General features: G+C 67.8%; 16 protein-coding genes and 2 tRNA genes. 3 read left to right on the top strand and 15 right to left on the bottom strand.

Translation table 11 applies throughout. The features are described 5' to 3' along the window. Positions 1-30: 30 nt before the first annotated feature. The 9 genes from rodA to OG714_RS33135 form a co-directional block, all read right to left on the bottom strand. Positions 31-1,227, bottom strand: coding sequence for a rod shape-determining protein RodA (rodA, locus tag OG714_RS33175; RefSeq protein WP_406126549.1), 1,197 nt, complete (start codon positions 1,225-1,227; stop codon positions 31-33). Continuing rightward, positions 1,224-3,485, bottom strand: a complete 2,262-nt coding sequence (gene mrdA / locus OG714_RS33170; protein WP_406126548.1) for a penicillin-binding protein 2 — start codon at positions 3,483-3,485, stop codon at positions 1,224-1,226. Before mrdA ends, rodA begins: the two co-directional genes overlap by 4 nt. Before the next feature lie 92 nt (positions 3,486-3,577). After that, the gene (gene mreD, locus OG714_RS33165) at positions 3,578-4,246 is read right to left on the bottom strand and encodes a rod shape-determining protein MreD (protein WP_405972036.1); all 669 of its coding nucleotides are present in this window, start codon (positions 4,244-4,246) and stop codon (positions 3,578-3,580) included. 12 nt (positions 4,247-4,258) lie between these two features. Further along, on the bottom strand, positions 4,259-5,200 hold the full coding sequence (mreC, locus tag OG714_RS33160; protein ID WP_406126546.1) for a rod shape-determining protein MreC: 942 nt from the start codon (positions 5,198-5,200) through the stop codon (positions 4,259-4,261). A 172-nt stretch (positions 5,201-5,372) separates the two neighbouring features. Then, positions 5,373-6,392 carry a rod shape-determining protein gene (locus OG714_RS33155; protein ID WP_019065566.1) on the bottom strand — a complete coding sequence of 340 codons (1,020 nt, stop codon included), beginning with the start codon at positions 6,390-6,392 and terminating at the stop codon, positions 5,373-5,375. A gap of 276 nt (positions 6,393-6,668) precedes the next feature. Beyond that, positions 6,669-7,082: a nucleoside-diphosphate kinase gene (gene ndk, locus OG714_RS33150; RefSeq protein ID WP_327404109.1), complete on the bottom strand. Its 414-nt coding sequence runs from the start codon at positions 7,080-7,082 to the stop codon at positions 6,669-6,671. A gap of 78 nt (positions 7,083-7,160) precedes the next feature. Further along, positions 7,161-7,526 (bottom strand): DUF4233 domain-containing protein, encoded by a 366-nt coding sequence (locus OG714_RS33145; protein ID WP_406126545.1) that lies wholly within the window; start codon positions 7,524-7,526, stop codon positions 7,161-7,163. 5 nt (positions 7,527-7,531) lie between these two features. After that, positions 7,532-9,019, bottom strand: a complete 1,488-nt coding sequence (locus OG714_RS33140; protein ID WP_406126544.1) for a bifunctional folylpolyglutamate synthase/dihydrofolate synthase — start codon at positions 9,017-9,019, stop codon at positions 7,532-7,534. A gap of 140 nt (positions 9,020-9,159) precedes the next feature. Then, positions 9,160-11,811, bottom strand: coding sequence for a valine--tRNA ligase (locus tag OG714_RS33135; protein WP_406126542.1), 2,652 nt, complete (start codon positions 11,809-11,811; stop codon positions 9,160-9,162). A 136-nt stretch (positions 11,812-11,947) separates the two neighbouring features. On the opposite strand from OG714_RS33135, the gene OG714_RS33130 reads away from it, so the two are divergent. Next, positions 11,948-12,946 carry a hypothetical protein gene (locus OG714_RS33130; RefSeq protein ID WP_406126541.1) on the top strand — a complete coding sequence of 333 codons (999 nt, stop codon included), beginning with the start codon at positions 11,948-11,950 and terminating at the stop codon, positions 12,944-12,946. A 98-nt stretch (positions 12,947-13,044) separates the two neighbouring features. On the opposite strand, the gene clpX is transcribed toward OG714_RS33130, so the two are convergent. The 5 genes from clpX to OG714_RS33105 form a co-directional block, all read right to left on the bottom strand. After that, a complete protein-coding gene (gene clpX, locus OG714_RS33125) occupies positions 13,045-14,331 on the bottom strand; it encodes an ATP-dependent Clp protease ATP-binding subunit ClpX (protein WP_033285988.1) in 1,287 nt (428 codons plus the stop codon). A 161-nt stretch (positions 14,332-14,492) separates the two neighbouring features. After that, on the bottom strand, positions 14,493-15,173 hold the full coding sequence (locus OG714_RS33120) for an ATP-dependent Clp protease proteolytic subunit (protein WP_323185329.1): 681 nt from the start codon (positions 15,171-15,173) through the stop codon (positions 14,493-14,495). Between the two features lie 49 nt (positions 15,174-15,222). Continuing rightward, a complete protein-coding gene (locus OG714_RS33115) occupies positions 15,223-15,825 on the bottom strand; it encodes an ATP-dependent Clp protease proteolytic subunit (RefSeq protein WP_406132042.1) in 603 nt (200 codons plus the stop codon). A gap of 341 nt (positions 15,826-16,166) precedes the next feature. Next, positions 16,167-17,534 (bottom strand): trigger factor, encoded by a 1,368-nt coding sequence (gene tig / locus OG714_RS33110; protein WP_406126539.1) that lies wholly within the window; start codon positions 17,532-17,534, stop codon positions 16,167-16,169. Between the two features lie 217 nt (positions 17,535-17,751). After that, positions 17,752-17,828, bottom strand: a tRNA-Pro gene (locus OG714_RS33105). A 176-nt stretch (positions 17,829-18,004) separates the two neighbouring features. Between OG714_RS33105 and OG714_RS33100 the strand changes: the two genes are divergently transcribed. Beyond that, a tRNA-Gly gene (locus OG714_RS33100) sits at positions 18,005-18,078 on the top strand. A gap of 139 nt (positions 18,079-18,217) precedes the next feature. On the opposite strand, the gene OG714_RS33095 is transcribed toward OG714_RS33100, so the two are convergent. Beyond that, complete coding sequence (locus OG714_RS33095) at positions 18,218-18,412, bottom strand: hypothetical protein (RefSeq protein ID WP_026151384.1); 195 nt, start codon at positions 18,410-18,412, stop codon at positions 18,218-18,220. Between the two features lie 303 nt (positions 18,413-18,715). Here OG714_RS33095 and OG714_RS33090 point away from each other — a divergent pair, with 303 nt between their 5' ends. Next, the gene (locus OG714_RS33090; protein WP_406126537.1) at positions 18,716-19,858 is read left to right on the top strand and encodes an acyltransferase family protein; all 1,143 of its coding nucleotides are present in this window, start codon (positions 18,716-18,718) and stop codon (positions 19,856-19,858) included. Positions 19,859-19,883: the final 25 nt, after the last annotated feature.

Below are 19,883 nucleotides of genomic sequence, written 5' to 3'. Positions count from 1 at the left end.
GGGGCGGTGGCGGCCACGCGAGGACGGCGGCTACGCGGACATCGGGCGCTGCACCCGGATCGACTGCAACAACCCCACCGCCAGCCACACCGCGAACATCGACGTACCTCCGTACGACACGAAGGGCAGTGGGAGGCCGGTGACCGGCATGATGCCGAGGGTCATGCCGACGTTCTCGAAGGCCTGGAAGGCGAACCAGGCGACGATCCCGGCGGCGACGATCGTGCCGTAGAGCTCGGTCGAGTCGCGGGCGATGCGGCAGGCGCGCCACAGCACCACGCCCAGGAGGACGAGGATCAGGCCGGCGCCGACGAAGCCCAACTCCTCGCCCGCGACCGTGAAGACGAAGTCCGTCTGCTGTTCGGGGACGAACTGGCCGGTCGTCTGGGAGCCGTGGAACAGGCCCTCGCCGGTGAGGCCGCCCGAACCGATCGCGATGCGGGCCTGGTTGGTGTTGTAGCCGACGCCGGCCGGGTCGAGGCTCGGGTTGGCGAAGGCGGCGAAGCGGGCGATCTGGTACTCGTCCAGGATGTGCAGCTGCCACACCGCGATCGCGCCGATCGCGCCCACGCCCAGCAGGCCGAAGATCCAGCGGTTGGACGCGCCGGAGGCCAGCAGCACGCCGAGCACGATGATGACCATGACCATGACCGAGCCGAGGTCGGGCATCAGCATGACGATCATCATCGGGACCGAGGCGAGGCCCAGGGCCTGGAGGACCGTGCGGTGGTCGGGGTAGGGCTTGTCGCCCGCGTCGACCCGGGCGGCGAGCACCATCGCCATGCCCAGGATGATCGTGATCTTCACGAACTCCGAGGGCTGGAGCGAGAATCCGCCGCCGAGCACGATCCAGGAGTGCGCGCCGTTGACCGTCGAGCCGAGCGGGGTGAGCACCAGCAGGATGCCGAACACCGAGGCGCCGTACAGGAACGGGACGACGACGCGCAGGGTGCGGTGGCCGACCCAGATCACGGCGATCATCAGGCCGATGCCGATGCCGGTGTTCATCAGGTGCCGGATCAGGAAGTAGTACTGGTCGCCCTGGTTGATCTCGGTGCGGTTGCGGGTCGCCGAGTAGACCAGCAGCGAGCCGATCAGGGACAGGCCGATCGCCGACAGCAGTATCGGCCAGTCCAGCCGGCGGGCCAGCGAGTCACGGGAGAACACCCGCGTCCAGCCGGCCCGGTCGGGCCCGTATCCGGAGACGGAGAAGCTGTTGCCGGTCATGTGAGCATCCTCCGGCTACCCCTTCTGCGCGGACGCCTGCGGGTGTTGCTGTTGGTGGACGGTGAGGGCGAGGTGGCGGGCTGCTGGGTGTCGTCCGCGGGTGTGACACCGCCCTGGGTCGCCTTCTCCTGCTGCTTCTCCAGCTCCTTGGCCGGGTCGGCGGTGATCTTCGGGGAGGCGATCGTGCCGTCGGCGCGGACCTTCGGGAGGCTCGTCTGCGGCGTGGGCAGCATCGCCTTCTTCTTGTCGATGGAGCCGTCGGCCTGGACGCCGTACATCGCGTTGTAGATGTTGCGCACGGCCTCACCGGAGGCGCCGGAACCCGTACCGGCCTGCGCGATCGTCATGACGACCGTGTAGTCCTTGGTGTACGTCGCGAACCACGAGGTCGTCTGCTTGCCGTAGACCTCCGCCGTACCCGTCTTGGCGTGCAGCTCGATCTTGTCCTGCGGCCAGCCCTGGAACTTCCAGGCTGCGGTACCGCTGGTGACCACGCCCGCGAGGGCCTTGTCGATGCCCTTGTGCGTGGCCGCGCTGATCGGCAGCTTGGCCTTCACCTTCGGCTTGATCTCCGTGACGGTCTTGCCGTCGGCGCTGACGATCGCCTTGCCGATGGTCGGGACGTACTCGGTGCCGCCGTTGGCGAGCGCGCCGTAGATCATGGCCTCCTGGATCGGCGTGACGAGGGTGTCGCCCTGGCCGATGGAGTAGTTGATCGAGTCGCCCTCGCGCATCTTGTTGCCTTCGAGGCAGTTCTCGTACGCGATCTGCTGGACGTACGTGCCGCCCTTCTTGCCGGTCTTGCACCAGTAGGCCTTGTTGGCCTCCCAGGTCTCCTGCTTCCACTTGCGGTCCGGGATGCGGCCGGTGACCTCGTTGGGGAGGTCGACGCCGGTGGTCTTGCCGAGGCCGAACTGGTGGGCCGCCTTGTAGAAGTAGTCCTTGGGCTCACCCTTCTTCGGGTTGATGCCGCCGTCCTTCTTCCACTGGGAGTCGGCGAGGCCGTAGAAGACGGTGTCGCACGAGACTTCGAGCGCGCGGCCCAGGGAGATGGGGCCGAAGTTCTCGCCCTCGAAGTTCTTGAAGACCTGGCCGCCCACCGAGTACGAACTGGTGCAGGGGTAGCCGCCGTCCCACGCGTAGCCGGCCTCGACCGCGGCGGCCGTGGAGACCACCTTGAACGTCGAACCGGGCGCCGACTGACCCTGTATGGCCCTGTTGAGGAGCGGGTAGTCGGAGTTCTTGCCGGTGAGCTGCTTGTAGTCCTTGGCGGAGATGCCGCCGACCCAGACGTTCGGGTCGTACGTCGGCGCGGACGCCATGGCGACGATCCGGCCGGTCTTGGCCTCCATCACGACGACGGCACCGGAGTCGGCCTTGTAGTTCTCGCCGGTGATCTTGTCGAACTGCTGGCGGGCGGTCTTCATCGCCTTGTCCAGCTGGTACTCGGCGACGCGCTGCACGCGGGCGTCGATGCTGGTGACGAGGTTCGAACCGGGCTGCGCCGCATCGGACTTGGCCTTGCCGATGACACGGCCGAGGTTGTCGACCTCGTAGCGGGTGACGCCGGCCTTGCCGCGCAGCTCCTTGTCGTACTCGCGCTCAAGGCCCGAGCGGCCGACCTGGTCGGAGCGCAGATACGGCGAGTCGGAGTCCTTGGCCTGGGTGATCTCGTCGTCGGTGACCGGCGAGAGGTAGCCGAGGACCTGCGCCGCGTTGGCGTCGCCGGGGGCCGCGTAACGCCGTACGGCCTCGGGCTCGGCGGTGATGCCGGGGAAGTCCTCGGCGCGCTCGCGGATCTGCAGGGCCTGCTTGGCGGTGGCCTCGTCGGTGATCGGGATGGGCTGGTAGGGCGAGCCGTTCCAGCAGGGCTGCGGGGTCTTCGCGTCGCACAGCCGGACCTTCTGGATGACGTCCGCGGGCTTCAGGCCCAGCACGCCGGCCAGCTTGGTGAGGACGGCCTTGCCGTCGTCCGCCTGCTTCAGCAGGTCGGTGCGGGAGGCGGAGACCACGAGCCGGGTCTCGTTGTCGGCGAGGGGCACACCGCGCGCGTCCAGTATCGAACCGCGTACCGCGGGCTCGACGACCTGCTGGACGTGGTTGCCGGACGCTTCCTTCTGGTACGCGGCGCCCTCACGGATCTGCAGGTACCAGAGGCGCCCGCCGAGGGTGCCGAGGAGGGAGAGGACGAGAATCTGGATGACGACGAGCCTGATCTGAACCCGTGGAGTCCGACCGGTCTCCGGGATGTTGGTCACTTGTGCTGCCTCCCCCTCTCAGTGCGTGTACACGATGCGTGTATGAGTCATATACGACGGACCTGTGAGTCCGTGGCCCAACTCCCCGGTGGTCAAAGCCTCTTGACCCCCTTGATACGTCCCGCACGGGCCACGCGCGCGCGTGCGGTCTTCATCCTCAGTCCGCCGCGCTGGCCGCCGATCTTCAGGCCGGTGCCCGAGGAGAGCCAACCCGAGGAGATGTCGGCCGACTTGGCGGCGTTGGTCTCCGCGAGCGGGTCGTTGTCGGCGCGCCGGGCCAGCGCCATGATCCCGGGGACGACGAACGGGGCGAGCAGCAGGTCGTACAGGGAGGCCGTGAACAGCAGGCTGCCCAGGCCCACATGGCGGGCCGCGGTGTCGCCGACGAGGGCGCCGACACCGGCGTAGAGCAGGGTGGCGCCGATCGCGGCGGCGACCACGACGGCCATCGGGCCGGTCGCCGACTTCAGGCGGCCGTTCTCCGGCTTCGCGAGGCCCGCGAGGTAGCCGATGACGCACAGCACGAGCGCGTAGCGGCCGGCCGCGTGGTCGGCGGGCGGGGCCAGGTCGGCGAGGAGGCCCGCGCCGAAGCCGATGAGGGCGCCCGCGACATGGCCGTAGACCATGGCCAGGCCGAGGACGGTGAGGAGCAGCAGGTCGGGGACGGCGCCCGGGAGGTGGAGGCGGGCGAGGACGCTCACCTGGATCACGAGGGCGACGACGACCAGCGGCACGGAGAGCAGGATCCGGTTGACACGCATGGGGAGGGGCTCCTACTGCTGTTGCTGGCCGTCGACCGGCGCGTTCGCGGACGGGGTGACCGTGACGGTCACCGTCGGGATCGGGGTCGGCTTGGGCTTCGCCGGCAGGACCGTGTCACGCGGGTCCTTCTTCGGGGCCTCCACGACCACGCCGACGATGTCGAGCTTGGTGAAGTTGACGTACGGCGTGACGTACAGCGTGCGGGTCAGGCCGCCGCCGGAGGGGTCGACGCGGGAGACGACACCGACCGGGACGCCGGGCACGAAGGGCTTGTCGGCCTGCGAGCCGAAGGTGACGAGCCGGTCGCCCTTCTTCACCTCGGCCTTGCCGTTGAGGAGTTCGACGCGCAGCGGTCCGTCGCCCTCGCCGGAGGCGAAGCCGAGTTCGTCGCTGTCCTCCATCCGGGTGCCGACGGTGAAGTCGGGGTCGTTGGCGAGGAGGACGGTGGCGGTGTCGGGGCCGACGGTCGTCACCCGGCCCACCAGTCCGTTGCCGTTCAGGACGGTCATGTCGCGCTTGATGCCGTCGTTGGCGCCGACGTCGATGGTGATCGTCCAGGAGAAGCTCTGGGCGGCTCCTATCGCGATGACCTGGGCGCCCTTGATGCCGTACTGGCCCTCGCCGGCCACCTTCAGCATCTTGTCGAGCTGGGTCAGGCGGCTGCGGTTGCGGTCGTCGCTGCCGAGTTTCGCCTTGAGGGCCGCGTTCTCCTTCTCCAGGACGGCGAGCCGGTCGTGCCGCTCACCGGAGTCGCGGACCGCGGAGACCGCGTCACCGACCGGGTCGACGGCGGACGACACGCCGTTCTCGATCGGGCCGAACACGGTGGCCGCGGCCCGGCGGGCACCGTCGACCGGTGAGTCCTGCCCTCCCCGGATGTCCACCGTGATCAACGCGAACGCTACGGCGATCAGCAGCACCAGGAGCAGCCGGCTCTCTCGTGTGTCCCTCACGTGCGGCGGCCGTGCCTTCCTCATAGAAATGTGCAGAGGTTCGGGTATGCAGGTGTGTGTACGGAGGCCCCGTCAGATGTGAATGGAGGCCTATGACGGAGCCTATGCCTCCGTATCAACGATCCGCCGCACGAGAGGAGATCATCCAGTACGGCGGAATCGAAGCGTTACGTCATCTGCGCGGCTGGGCGTCCAGAACCTGCTGGAGCGCCTCGAACTCCTCGACGCACTTGCCGGAGCCGAGCGCCACGCTGTCCAGCGGATCCTCGGCGATGTGGATCGGCATTCCGGTCTCCCGGCGCAGCCGCTCGTCGAGACCCTTCAGCAGGGCTCCACCGCCGGTCAGAACGATTCCGCGGTCCATGATGTCGCCGGAGAGCTCCGGCGGGCACTTGTCTAGGGTCGTCTTCACCGCGTCGACGATCGCGTTGACCGGCTCCTCGATCGCCTTGCGGACTTCGCCGGCCGAGATGACGACGGTTTTCGGAAGGCCGGAGACCAGGTCCCGGCCGCGGATTTCGGTGTGCTGGTCATCGTCGAGGTCGTACGCGGAACCAATCGTGATCTTGATCTGCTCAGCCGTCCGCTCACCCAGGAGGAGCGAGTACTCCTTCTTGATGTGCTGGATGATCGCGTTGTCCAACTCGTCGCCCGCGACGCGGATGGACTGGGCGGTGACGATGCCACCGAGCGAGATGACCGCGACCTCCGTGGTGCCGCCGCCGATGTCCACCACCATGTTGCCCGTGGCCTCGTGGACCGGCAGGCCGGAACCGATGGCCGCGGCCATGGGCTCCTCGATGATGTGCACCTGGCGGGCCCCGGCCTGGGACGACGCCTCGATGACGGCACGGCGCTCGACGCCCGTGATGCCCGAGGGCACACAGACGACGACACGGGGGCGGGCGAGATAGCGCCGCTTGTGGATCTTCAGGATGAAGTAGCGGAGCATGCGCTCGGTGATCTCGAAGTCGGCGATGACACCGTCCTTCAGCGGACGTACGGCAACGATGTTGCCGGGCGTGCGCCCGATCATCTTCTTGGCTTCGGAGCCGACCGCGAGAATGCCACCGGTGTTGGTGTTGATCGCGACGACGGACGGCTCGTTGAGTACGATCCCGCGACCCCTGACGTACACCAGCGTGTTGGCGGTCCCGAGGTCGACAGCCATGTCACGGCCGATGAACGACATTGAGTTCCCCATCAGGATTCGTCTGGCCTTCCTGGGAGCTTTTGAGGGCTTTTCAGGTCGGCGAAGTGGGTGCTGTGACGTGAAGGCTTCCATCGTAGACGCGCCATCACGAACACTGCGCGAGGGTCTTCGCCATTGTCAGCATGTGAGGCGCTGCCTCGCTTGTGGAGACGGCCCAACGGGGGCACTCGTTCCCCCGATCGGCACGCATATGCCAAGAGACGGCCGGAAAAACGCGGCCGTCCCTGGTCAGGCATGTGGGTTACTGATGGAGATTCAGACGCGTCCCGGGAAGAAGATCTTCACCTCGCGCTCGGCGGACTCCTCCGAGTCCGAGGCGTGGATCAGGTTCTCCCGCACGATGACCCCGAAGTCCCCGCGGATCGAACCCGGGGCGGCCGCGATCGGGTCGGTCGGACCGGCCAGCTGGCGCACGCCCTCGATGACCCGCTCGCCCTCGACGATCAGGGCGACGACGGGACCGGAGGCCATGAACTCCACCAGCGGCTCGTAGAAGACCTTGCCCTTGTGCTCGCCGTAGTGCTGCTCCAGGGTGTCCTGGTCCAGGGTGCGCAGCTCCAGCGCGGTGATCTGCCAGCCGGCCTTGCGCTCGATCCGGCTGATGATCTCGCCGGTCAGGCCACGACGTACGGCGTCGGGCTTGAGCAGGACGAGGGTGCGCTGGGTCACGAGGGGACTCCTTCGGATCATGATGGTGCGGGACGTCTCACGACAAGCCCGAGGCTACAGGGCGTGTCCATGCGTCCATTACGCAGCGTCAGGTGTAGTGGAGTCGGCCTGCGCGGCCTGCGCCGCGAACCGCGCCTTCGCCTCGTCGATCTTCCGGCCGTAGTGGACCGAGGCCCACCACAGGGCCGCGAAGATCACCCCGAGGAAGAACATGGACGGCACCACGAAGCCCGACGCGATCAGCGCGATCTGCAGCGCCCAGCCCAGCACGATGCCGGCCGGCCGGGTCACCACGCCGCACAGCGCGACGGACAGGAACATGGCGATCCCGCACACCGTCCACACGGTGGAGGTGGTCAGATCCGGGTCCTTCATGGCCACGAGCCCGGCGAAACCGATCACGAAGAACTCGCCGATCAGCGTCGAAGAACAGAGCGTACGCACGGAAGTCAGCCCCTCCCCAGGAGCAGTCGGGCCTCACCGACGGTGATGACGGAACCGGTGACGAGCACACCGCCGCCCGCGAACTCGCCGTCCTCCTCGGCCAGCGTGATCGCGGCCTCCAGGGCGTCCGGCAACCGCGGCTCGACCTGCACGCGCTCGTCGCCGAACACCTCGACGGCGATCCCCGCCAGCTCGTCCACGTCCATCGCGCGATGACTGGAGTTCTGCGTGACGACGACCTCGGCGAACATCGGCTCGAAGGCCTCCAGCAGCCCGCGCACGTCCTTGTCCCCGCTGGCCCCGATGACACCGATCAGCCGACTGAAGTCGAATGCCTCGGCCACGGCCTCGGCGGTTGCACGGGCGCCCGCCGGGTTGTGCGCCGCGTCCAGCACAACGGTCGGCGACCGCCGCACCACCTCCAGCCGCCCCGGCGAGGTGACCGACGCGAACGCCTTCCGCACGGTGTCGATCGCGAGCGGATCGGGCCGCTGGGCACCGACACCGAAGAAGGCTTCCACGGCGGCGAGGGCGACGGCCGCGTTGTGCGCCTGGTACGGGCCGTGGAGCGGGAGGTAGATCTCCTCGTACTCGCCACCGAGGCCGCGCAGGTTGATGAGCTGTCCGCCGACCGCGACGCTCCGGGACACGACCCCGAACTCCAGGCCCTCCCGGGCCACGGTCGCGTCCACCTCGACGGCCTTCTTCAGCAGCACCTGCGCCGCGTCCACCGGCTGCTGCGCGAGGATCACGGTCGCGTCCTGCTTGATGATCCCGGCCTTCTCGGTGGCGATCGCGCCGGTCGTCCCACCGAGGCGGTCGGTGTGGTCGAGATCGATGGGCGTGACCACGGCGACGTCGGCGTCGATGACGTTCGTGGCGTCCCAGGTCCCGCCCATCCCGACCTCCACGACGGCCACATCGACGGGCGCGTCCGCGAACGCGGCGTACGCCATGCCCGTCAGCACCTCGAAGAACGACAGCCGGAACTCCTGCTGGGCATCCACCATCTCGACGTACGGCTTGATGTCCTCGTACGTCTCGATGAAGCGCTCGGCGGAGATCGGGGCGCCGTCGAGGCTGATGCGCTCGGTGATCGACTGCACGTGCGGCGAGGTGTAGCGGCCGGTCCGCAGCTCGAAGGCGCCGAGCAGGGCCTCGATCATGCGGGCCGTGGATGTCTTGCCGTTCGTGCCGGTGATGTGGATCGAGGGGTACGACCGCTGCGGGTCGCCCAGGACGTCCATCAGCGCGGCGATACGGCTGACCGAGGGCTCCAGCTTGGTCTCGCCCCAGCGGGTGGCGAGGTCGGCCTCTACGGTGCGGAGGGCCTTGTCCAGGGCGGGGTCTTCCGGGCGGCCGGGGACGTCTGCCTGGGGGGCGCCGGTGCCTTGGGCTCGTAGGGTGCGGCTGCCGGCCTCGATGACCGCGAGGTCGGGGTCGCGGTCGGTCTCGGCCTCGATGATCTCGTCGAACGGGTCGCTGTCAGTCACGTGGGTCAGTCTACGGAGGTTGGGCGGTTCGTTCGTCTGCGGGCCCGGTGGGGGCTGGTCGCGCAGTTCCCCGCGCCCCTGGGGAATGAAGGGCCCCGGCGCTTAAAAAGCACCGGGGCCCTTCACCTGGCTACGGATCCCTACGCCTGCGGCAAGCTCTCCAGCTGGGCCTTGATACGGGCGATGTCCTCGTCCGCCTTGGACAGGCGGCCGCGGATCTTGTCGACCACGTTGTCCGGGGCCTTGGCCAGGAATGCCTCGTTGCCGAGTTTGGCCGTTGCCTGGGACTTCTCCTTCTCGGCGGCGGCGAGGTCCTTCGCGAGGCGCTTCCGCTCCGCCGCGACGTCGATCGTGCCGGAGAGGTCGAGGGCGACCGTGGCGCCGCCGACCGGGAGGGTCGCCGTCGCCGCGAAGTCGTCGCCTTCCGGCTGGAGGCGCAGGAGTTGACGGATGGCGGCCTCGTGGGGGGCCAGTGCCGTGCCGTCCAGCGTGAGGCGGGCCGGGACGCGCTGGCCGGGCTGGAGGCCCTGGTCGGCGCGGAAACGGCGGACCTCGGTGATGACCTGCTGGAGGGTCTCGATCTCCTTCTCGGCCGGTGCGTCACGGAAGCCACCCGGGGCGTCAGCCCCAGGAACCAGCACAGCCTTCGGCCAGTCCGCGATGACGACCGACTCGCCGCCCGTGAGCGTGGTCCAGAGCGTCTCCGTGACGAACGGGACGATCGGGTGCAGCAACTTCAGGGTGACGTCGAGGACTTCGCCCAGGACGCGCTTGGAGACCTCGGCCGGCTCGCCGCCCGCGATGAACGTCGTCTTGGACAACTCGACGTACCAGTCGAAGACTTCGTCCCACGCGAAGTGGTAGAGGGCATCCGAAAGCTTGGCGAACTGGAAGTCGTCGTAGAGCGCGTCGACTTGGGACACCGTCTTGTTGAGACGGGAGAGGATCCAGCGGTCCGTGGCCGACAGCTGCTCGGCGGGCGGCAGGTCGCCCTCGATCGTGGCGCCGTTCATCAGCGCGAAGCGCGTGGCGTTCCAGATCTTGTTGGCGAAGTTCCGGGACGCCTGGACCCAGTCCTCGCCGATCGGCACGTCGGTGCCGGGGTTGGCGCCGCGAGCCAGCGTGAAGCGGACGGCGTCGGAGCCGTACGCGTTCATCCAGTCCAGCGGATCGACCGCCGTGCCCGAGGACTTGGACATCTTCTTGCCGAACTGGTCGCGGACCAGGCCGGTCAGCGCGATGGTCTTGAAGGGGACCTCGCCGTCCATCGCGTACAGGCCGAACATCATCATCCGAGCGACCCAGAAGAAGATGATGTCGTGGCCGGTGAGCAGGACGTCCGTTGTGTAGAACTTCTTGAGATCCGGGGTCTGTTCGGGCCAGCCGAGGGTCGAGAAGGGCCACAGACCGGACGAGAACCAGGTGTCCAGGACGTCGGAGTCCTGGGTCCAGCCCTCACCGCTGGGCGGCTCCTCGTCGGGGCCGACGCAGACGACCTCGCCGTCGGGGCCGTACCAGACGGGAATGCGGTGCCCCCACCACAACTGCCGTGAAATACACCAGTCGTGGAGGTTGTCGACCCAGTCGAAGTAGCGCTTCTCCATCTCCTGGGGGTGGATCTTGACGCGGCCGTCGCGGACCGCGTCGCCGGCGGCCTTCGCGAGCGGGGCGACCTTGACCCACCACTGCATGGACAACCGCGGCTCGATGGTCGTCTTGCAGCGCGAGCAGTGGCCGACGGAGTGGACGTACGGCCGCTTCTCGGCGACGATCCGGCCGTCGGCGCGCAGCGCGGCGACGATCGCGGAGCGGGCTTCGAAGCGGTCCAGACCCTCGAAGGGGCCGTGGACGGTGATGACACCGCGCTCGTCCATGACGGTCAGCGACTCCAGGTCGTGCCGCTGGCCGATGGCGAAGTCGTTCGGGTCGTGGGCCGGGGTCACCTTGACCGCGCCGGTGCCGAACTCGGGGTCGACGTGGGTGTCGGCGACGACCGGGATGGTGCGGTCGGTGAGCGGCAGCTTGATGTGCCGGCCGACCAGGTGCTTGTACCGCTCGTCGTCCGGGTGGACGGCGACGGCGGTGTCGCCGAGCATCGTCTCGGCGCGGGTGGTGGCGACGACGATGGTGTCGTCCCCCTCCCCGTACTTCATGGAGACGAGCTCGCCGTCGTCGTCCTGGTACTCGACCTCGATGTCCGAGATCGCGGTGAGACAGCGCGGGCACCAGTTGATGATGCGCTCGGCGCGGTAGATCAACTCGTCGTCGTAGAGCCGCTTGAAGATGGTCTGGACGGCCTGGGACAGGCCCTCGTCCATGGTGAAGCGCTCGCGGCTCCAGTCGACGCCGTCGCCGAGCCGGCGCATCTGGCCGAGGATCTTGCCGCCGTACTCGTCCTTCCACTGCCAGACGCGCTCGACGAACGCCTCACGGCCCAGGTCGTGCCGGGACTTGCCCTCCTTGCCGAGCTCGCGCTCGACGACGTTCTGGGTGGCGATGCCCGCGTGGTCCATGCCCGGCAGCCACAGCGACTCGTAACCCTGCATGCGCTTACGACGGGTCAACGCGTCCATGAGCGTGTGCTGGAAGGCGTGCCCGAGGTGCAGGCTGCCCGTGACGTTCGGCGGCGGGATGACGATCGTGTACGGCGGCTTCTCGCTCTTCGCGTCCGCCTCGAAGTAACCCCGCTCCACCCAGCGCTCGTACAGCGGCCCCTCTACATCGGCCGGCGCGTACTGGGTCGGCAGTTCGGAGTCGGGCGCTGGTGGCTGCTGCTGAGCGTTCTCGGTCACGGGCCCAGTTTAGGGGTGTCGCGGGGGTGTCCCGAAACGCGTTTGTTCTGTAACGGTGCGCCCCCCGATGCTCTGCGCTTCCTGTGACTGGGCCAGGATGTCGGGATCACATAAGCATCTGGAGGGGAACCCAGAAATGAGCTACAACCAGCCGGGCCCGTACGGCGGGCAGCCTCAGCAGCCCGGTCCGTACGGTCAGCCGGGTCCTTACGGGCAGCCTCCCCAGCAGGCGCCGCAGGGCGCCCCCCAGCCCGGTTACGGCTACCCCCAGCAGGCTCCCCCCGCCCAGCCCGGGTACGGCTACCCGCAGCAGCCCCAGCCTTCGCAGGGGGCCTACGGCCAGCCGCAGCCGCCGTACGGCCAGCAGGCGCCGTATGGCCAACCCCCTTACGGGCAGCCCCCGTACGGCGTTCCGCAGCCGCCGGCGCCCGGCGGGAAGAAGAAGACCGGGCTCATCATCGGCGCGGTGGCGGTCGTGGCCGCCATCGGTGTGGGCGTGTACTTCGTCCTCGGCTACAGCGGGGCGTCCGGTCTCACGGACGACGGTGCCCACAAGCTGACGACGCCGGCGAAGGTGCTCGGCGACTACAACCGGGCGACCAAGGACGGCGACACCAGCGACAGCGGCTCGTCGACCGTGAAGGACCTGGAGAAGAGCGGCGTCAAGAACGGCACCGCCGTCTTCGGCGCCTACTCGACGGCGGACCTGAGCGGTTACGACCCGGACGACCCCACCACCGCGCCCAGCCAGACCGAGCTGCTCACGGCCAAGGGCATCTCAGTCATCGGCGCCTACGGCAAGATCGCCGATCCGCAGAAGGCCCTGGACGCGTTCTTCGCGGACATCCAGAAGGACGTCAAGGAGAGCAACTCCTCCAGCAGCAGCTCGACGGGCGGGAGCGAACTGGTCGGGCAGCCCGAGTCGGTCGACGTCGACGGCGCGGTCATGAAGTGCCAGGCGACCAAGGCGACCAACCAGTTGACCAAGAAGCAGCAGACCGACTGGTTCTGCGCCTGGGCCGACTACAGCACCATCGCCATGGTCTCCCCCGGCGACAACACGGCCGACGTGTCGAAGGACACCGCCGTCGACATGACCACCAAGCTGCGCAAGGAAGTCCGGGTGAAGATCTAGCCCCGGAGGCCTCGGGTACGACCCGGAGGCCTCAACTACGAAGGGCGCCCGGTCAGTTGACTGACCGGGCACCCTTCGTGTCGTACGGAGACTGTCGGCTACGCCGTCTTCTGCTCGCCCGGGCCGCGGCCTCGGGCGTCGCGCGGGATCAGGGTCGGGTTGACGTTCGACAGGACGACGTCCGCCGTGATGACGACCCGGGCCACGTCCTTGCGGGACGGGACCTCGTACATGACGCCCTGGAGGACTTCCTCCATGATGGCGCGCAGGCCGCGGGCGCCGGTCTGGCGGAGGATGGCCTGGTCGGCGATGGCTTCGAGGGCCTCGCGCTCGAAGTCCAGCTCCACACCGTCGAGTTCGAAGAGGCGCTCGTACTGCTTGACGAGTGCGTTGCGCGGCTCGATGAGGATCTGGAGCAGGGCCTCGCGGTCCAGGTTGTGGACCGAGGTGATGACGGGCAGGCGGCCGATGAACTCGGGGATCATGCCGAACTTCACCAGGTCCTCGGGCATGACGTCCTCGAACTGGTCCTTGGCCTGCAACTCCCGCTTGGAGCGGATCGTCGCGCCGAAGCCGATGCCCTTGGCGCCGGCCCTGGACTCGATGAGCTTCTCCAGACCCGAGAAGGCGCCGCCCACGATGAACAGGACGTTCGTCGTGTCGATCTGGATGAACTCCTGGTGGGGGTGTTTACGGCCGCCCTGCGGCGGGACCGAGGCCGTCGTGCCCTCCAGGATCTTCAGCAGGGCCTGCTGGACGCCCTCGCCCGACACGTCACGAGTGATCGACGGGTTCTCGCTCTTGCGAGCCACCTTGTCGATCTCGTCGATGTAGATGATGCCCGTCTCGGCCTTCTTGACGTCGTAGTCAGCGGCCTGGATGAGCTTCAGCAGGATGTTCTCGACGTCCTCGCCGACATAGCCCGCCTCCGTGAGCGCGGTTGCGTCGGCGATCGCGAACGGCACGTTCAGCATGCGGGCCAGGGTCTGGGCGAGGAGGGTCTTGCCCGAGCCCGTGGGGCCGAGCAGGAGGATGTTGGACTTCGCCAGCTCGATGGCGTCCTCGCGGCTCTGGCCGCCGCCGTTCTCACCTGCCTGGACGCGCTTGTAGTGGTTGTACACCGCGACCGAGAGTGCCTTCTTCGCCGACTCCTGGCCGACGACGTACCCCTCGAGGAACTCGTAGATCTCGCGGGGCTTGGGAAGTTCCTCCCAGCGGACCTCGCTCGTCTCCGCGAGTTCTTCCTCGATGATCTCGTTGCAGAGGTCGATGCACTCGTCGCAGATGTACACACCGGGCCCTGCGATGAGCTTCTTGACCTGCTTCTGGCTCTTGCCGCAGAACGAGCACTTGAGCAGATCGCCGCCGTCACCGATGCGTGCCACGGTGTGCTTCCCCTTCGCCTGGGAGACGCCTAGGTCCAGCGGCTCCTGGTGCTGCCTTATGTCCGACGGTACCTTGCCGGGCCCCCCGTTCGGGCCCCCCTTGGCACGGTTCACTTCCACGTGGACCGTGCCGAGGGGTGGTGGACGATACAGGGTCCGGGTCAGCGGACGTCGGCGTTGTTCATCTTCCGGGTGGAGATGATCTGGTCGATCAGGCCGTACGACAGGGCGTCCTCGGCCGTGAGGATCTTGTCGCGCTCGATGTCCTCGCGGATCTTGTCCAGCGGGGTGGTCGAGTGCTTGGCCAGCATGTCCTCCAGCTGGGCACGCATGCGGAGGATCTCGTTGGCCGCGATCTCGAGGTCGGAGACCTGGCCCCGGCCGGTCTCGCTGTAGGGCTGGTGGATCAGCACGCGGGCGTTCGGCAGCGCCATGCGCTTGCCCGGCGTACCGGCCGCCAGCAGGACGGCGGCGGCGGACGCCGCCTGGCCCATGCAGACCGTCTGGACGTCGGGCTTCACGAACTGCATCGTGTCGTAGATCGCAGTCAGGGCCGTGAAGGAGCCGCCCGGGCTGTTGATGTAGATCGAGATGTCGCGGTCGGGGTCCATCGACTCCAGGCACAGCAGCTGCGCCATGACGTCGTTGGCCGACGCGTCGTCGATCTGGACACCGAGGAAGATCACGCGCTCCTCGAAGAGCTTCGCGTACGGGTCGTACTCACGGACGCCCTGCGAGGTGCGCTCGACGAAGCGGGGGATCACGTAACGGGACTCGGCGGCGGGGGCCGTGTATTCGGCGCGTGCGCGGTCGTACAGGCCGGTGCCGGGGAAGTCGTTCACTGTCTCTCTCCTAGGGGCTGAGGCGGTCGGCTGGGGGCTGTCTGGGGCCTCAGGCCCCGGTACCGCCGCCGCCCGGCATACCGGCGGCCGTGGGAATCACGTCGTCGATGAGGCCGTACTCCTTGGCCTCGAGCGCGTCGAACCAGCGGTCGCGGTCCGAGTCGCGGGTGATCTGCTCCATGCTCTGGCCCGTGTGCTGGGACGTGAGCTCGGCCATGCGCCGCTTGGTGTGCAGCAGCCGCTCCGCGTGGATCTTGATGTCGGAGGCCGAACCGGCCAGGCCGGCGGAGGGCTGGTGGATCAGGATCTCGGCGTTCGGCAGCGCGAAGCGCTTGCCCGGGGTACCCGCGCTGAGAAGGAACTGGCCCATGGAGGCGGCGAGGCCCATGGCGATGGTCACCACGTCGTTCTTGATGAACTGCATGGTGTCGTAGATCGCCATGCCGGCCGTGATCGAGCCGCCGGGGCTGTTGATGTAGAGGTAGATGTCCTTGTCGGGGTCGGCGGCAAGGAGGAGGAGCTGCGCGGTGATCTTGTTGGCGATGTCGTCGTCGACCGCCTGGCCGAGGAAGATGATCCGCTCACCGAGCAGCCGGTTGTAGACCTGGTCGCCGAGGCCACCGATAGAGGGCTCGCCGGCGGCTGTAGGCATCAGATTCGTCACGTATCCACCTGCTCGTCTTTACGACGGCGCCGGGCCGTCTCACGTGTACTGCCGGGGGCAACGGGGACTCCCCTGCCCTCGTATTCATGGACCCTAACGCGCGGGTCCCTTCGGAGAATCCCGCAAAGGGAACTGTTCGCTGTCAGCACATCGCGCTGCGCTGGCCTGAGCAGAATCCCCTGGGGTGGGGTGGGTGCGCTTGTTATCGGGGCTGCGGGTCGGTGAGGGCTTGTCGCGCCGTTCCCCGCGCCCCTTCAGGGCGCCCCCGTGGACGGTATGACAAAGGGCCCCGGGGCTTGTCGCATCCCCGGGGCCCCTCGTTCGGCTAATTACGCCTCGGTAGCGGCCTCAGCCGTCTCCGTGGCCGTCTCCGCCGTCTCGTCGTCCTCGTCGTCGAGGTCCACGACCTCGCCGTTGGTGTCCTTGACCGTGGCCGCCTCCACGACGACCGCCAGGGCCTTGCCGCGGGCCACCTCGCCGACCAGGAGCGGGACCTGGCCGCCTTCGACGACGGCCTGGGCGAACTGGTCGGGGGACATGCCGGAGGAGGCCGCGCGCCGCATGAGGTGCTCGGTGAGCTCCTCCTGGTTGACGTTCAGCTTCTCCTTGTTGACGAGCTCGTCGAGGACGAACTGCGTCTTGATGCCCTTGACCGCGGCGTCCTTGGTCTCGGTGTCGAACTCCTCGGCCGTCTTGCCCTGGATCTCGAGGTACTTCTCGAGGTCGAGGCCCATCTGACCGAGCTGGTGGTGCTCCAGGTTGTGCTTGCGGGTGTTGATCTCGTCCTCGAGCAGCTTCTCGGGGACGGGCACCTCGACGAGCTCCAGCAGCTTCTCCAGGACGCGCTCCTGGGCCTGCGTGGCCTGGTCGTACTGCTTCATGTTCTCGAGGCGCTTGCGGCTGTCCGCGCGCAGCTCCTCCAGGGTGTCGAACTCGGAGGCGAGCTGTGCGAACTCGTCGTCCAGCGCGGGCAGTTCGCGGGCGGCGACCTGGGTGACCTTGACGGTGACCTGGGCCTCCTGGCCGGCCGCGGAGCCGCCCTTGAGCTCGGAGGCGAAGGTGGCCTCGCCACCGGCCTCCAGGCCGGTCACGGCCTCGTCGATGCCTTCGAGCAGCTCGCCGGAACCGATGGTGTAGGAGACGCCCTCGGCGACGCCGTCCTCGAGGACCTCGCCGTCGACCTTGGCCTCCAGGTCGAGGGTGACGACGTCACCGTCGACGGCGGCGCGCTCGACCGGGGAGGTCGCCGCGAAGCGCTCGCGGAGTTGCTCGACGGACTCGTCGATGTCCTCTTCGCTGACCTCTACGGCGTCGACCTCGACCTCGATGCCCGAGTAGTCCGGGATCTCGATGGTCGGGCGGATGTCGACCTCGGCGGTGAAGTTCAGCGTCTCGCCGTCCTTCAGCTCCGTGATGTCGACCTCGGGCTGGCCGAGCGGGTTGAGCTCCGCCTCGTTGACCGCCTCGGTGTAGAACTTCGGAAGCGCGTCGTTGACCGCCTCCTCCAGGACCGCACCGCGGCCGAACCGCTGGTCGATGACGCGCGCCGGGATCTTGCCCTTCCGGAAGCCCTTCACCGTGACCTGCTGGTTGATCTTCTTGTACGCCGCGTCGAGGCTGTCCTTGAGCTCCTCGAAGGGCACCTCGATGCTGAGCCGAACCCGGGTCGGGTTCAGGGTCTCCACGGCGCTCTTCACGGTTCGGTCTCCTTGGGGGCTGACTTCTTGGGTTGCGGACCCAGACAGGTCCGGCGGTTTCTGGTCGCCCGGAGGACTTCAGAGTGTGAGAGACACACGGGCGCGCAGCTTGCATAGTAGCCGCAGCGACGAGACCCCCCAAAAGGCGATCTGGCGAGGTACTCGTGTGGTACCGGTCCCGGAGGTCCGGTGGTACCGGTCCCGAAGGTCCGGCAGGTGGTCGGGGTGGCGGGATTTGAACCCACGGCCTTCCGCTCCCAAAGCGGACGCGCTACCAAGCTGCGCCACACCCCGTCTGGTGCGACACGTAGGGTACATGCCCGCAGGCGGTGGAGCCGCCGCATTTCACGAGCGCCGGGGCGAGCGCCGGGGCGCCGGGAGGGGCATGGGGAATGCGGTGTGCGCGGAGGCCGCCCGAACCGCTACGATGCCTTCTGTGCCGCGGTCTTCTGACCTGCGGCGCGTCGCGTGCGGGCGTAGCTCAATGGTAGAGCACTAGTCTTCCAAACTAGCTACGCGGGTTCGATTCCCGTCGCCCGCTCCAGACATCTCAGGGCCAGGCCGGAGGATCACTCCTCGACCTGGCCCTGAGTCGTTCCCGGGGTCTCGACCCCGGTCAGGACTCAGAAGCCGATCAGATGGCAGATCGTAGATCTCGGATCGGGGATCTCGGATCTCGGATCTCAGAAGCTGATCGAGTTGATCGTCTCCGCCAGCGAGTTTATGAACCGGTTGATGGATGGCGCCATGCCGGTCGAGGCGAGGAAGAAGCCGAAGAGGATCGCGACTATGGCTGGGCCCGCCTTGATCGATCCCCCTCGGATCAACACCACCAGGATGATCGCCAACAGCAGCACCACAGACAGTGAAATGGCCACAACTGATCACACCCTCGGTCGGTCCGCACTCCCGGCCCGGGGTCGCAACCCGCGCACCCCGCCAGAACCATCGTGCCACCAACGCGGCCCACGTATGCGGCGGGTGACGCATCGTTGGTCGCAAAGGTTCGGAAGAGACGCGTTCGCAGTTCGTTCGCACTATTGGCATGCGCACACGAACAGACCTTCCCCGTGTGCCCTTTTGCGCCTTTTGATCGGGATGAATCGTGACATCGTGAACAGATTCCGGACGCGCGTCCGATGGTTTCACCGATTCCCACAGGCAACGCTAGGGTGCCTCAGATGTTCCACGCTGACACGCCCCCGGGCCAGAACGAACAGAGCAAACAGAACGAAAAGAACGAACAGACCAAACCGCGTGACGCGTTCTTCGACAACGCGAAGTACCTGGCGATCCTGTTGGTCGCCATCGGGCACTCCTGGGAGCCCCTGAAGGGCGACAGCAGGGTGCTTCAGGGGCTGTACATGGTCGTGTACAGCTTCCACATGCCGGCGTTCATCGTCATCTCCGGCTATTTCTCCCGCAGTTTCGACATGAGCCCCGCCCGCCTGAAGCGGCTCCTCACCGGGGTCGCGCTGCCGTACATCGTCTTCGAGATCGCGTACTCGCTCTTCAGCCGCTACGCCAACGACGACCCGCACCAGCGGATCACGCTCCTCGATCCGCTGTATCTGACCTGGTTCCTCTGCGCGTTGTTCATCTGGCGGCTGACCACCCCGATCTGGAAACTGGTCCGCCACCCGCTGCCGATCGCCCTCGGCATCGCCATGCTCGCGTCCTGCACCCCGGCCATGACCGACGACTTCGATCTGCAGCGGCTGGCGCAGTTCCTGCCGTACTTCGTGCTCGGCCTGGTCCTGAAGCCCGAGCACTTCCAGCTGGTGCGCCGCCGTGGGATGCGGATCCTGTCCGTGCCGGTGTTCGCGGGCGCGGTGCTGTTCGGCTGGTGGGCGGTGCCGCGGATGAACGCGAGCTGGTTCTACCACCACGACTCCGCGCAGGAGTTCGGCGCGCCCTGGTGGGTCGGGCCCGTGATGATGCTCGCGATGTTCGGCTGCTCGCTGCTGCTGACCGCCGGCTTCTACTCCTGGGTGCCGAGCCGGAGGACCTGGTTCACGGCGCTCGGCGCGGGCACCCTGTACGGCTATCTGCTGCACGGCTTCCTGATCAAGGGCGCCGGTTACGCGGGCCTGTACGACCACGCCTGGCTGCACCGGCCGTACGGCGTCGCCCTGGTGACCGGTCTCGCGGTCACCGCCGTCACCCTGCTGTGCACGCCGCCCGTACGCCGGGTGTTCCGCTTCGTGATCGAGCCGGACATGGAGTGGGCGTTCAAGCGCGACGCGGCCGAACTGGCCCGCGGCCGCGAGCAGTTCGAGCAGCCGCACGGACAACAGGCCGCGCGGGAGACGGTCAACGCCTGATCAGGGACGCCTGATCAGGGACGCT

Origin of the sequence: Streptomyces sp. NBC_00989 (genome assembly GCF_045162655.1) — a bacterium.
GTDB lineage: Bacteria > Actinomycetota > Actinomycetes > Streptomycetales > Streptomycetaceae > Streptomyces.
The sequence above is the reverse complement of the archived record's forward strand: the minus strand, read 5'-3'. Positions and strand labels throughout refer to the sequence as shown.

Excerpts from the sequence above, each read along its gene's own strand:
- rodA (WP_406126549.1), bottom strand. The coding sequence starts at position 1,227 with ATGACCGGCAACAGCTTCTCCGTCTCCGGATACGGGCCCGACCGGGCC.
- OG714_RS33115 (WP_406132042.1), bottom strand. The coding sequence starts at position 15,825 with ATGCCTACAGCCGCCGGCGAGCCCTCTATCGGTGGCCTCGGCGACCAG.
- OG714_RS33130 (WP_406126541.1), top strand. The coding sequence starts at position 11,948 with ATGAGCTACAACCAGCCGGGCCCGTACGGCGGGCAGCCTCAGCAGCCC.
- OG714_RS33090 (WP_406126537.1), top strand. The coding sequence starts at position 18,716 with ATGTTCCACGCTGACACGCCCCCGGGCCAGAACGAACAGAGCAAACAG.
- OG714_RS33155 (WP_019065566.1), bottom strand. The coding sequence starts at position 6,392 with ATGTCGTTCATCGGCCGTGACATGGCTGTCGACCTCGGGACCGCCAAC.
- mreD (WP_405972036.1), bottom strand. The coding sequence starts at position 4,246 with ATGCGTGTCAACCGGATCCTGCTCTCCGTGCCGCTGGTCGTCGTCGCC.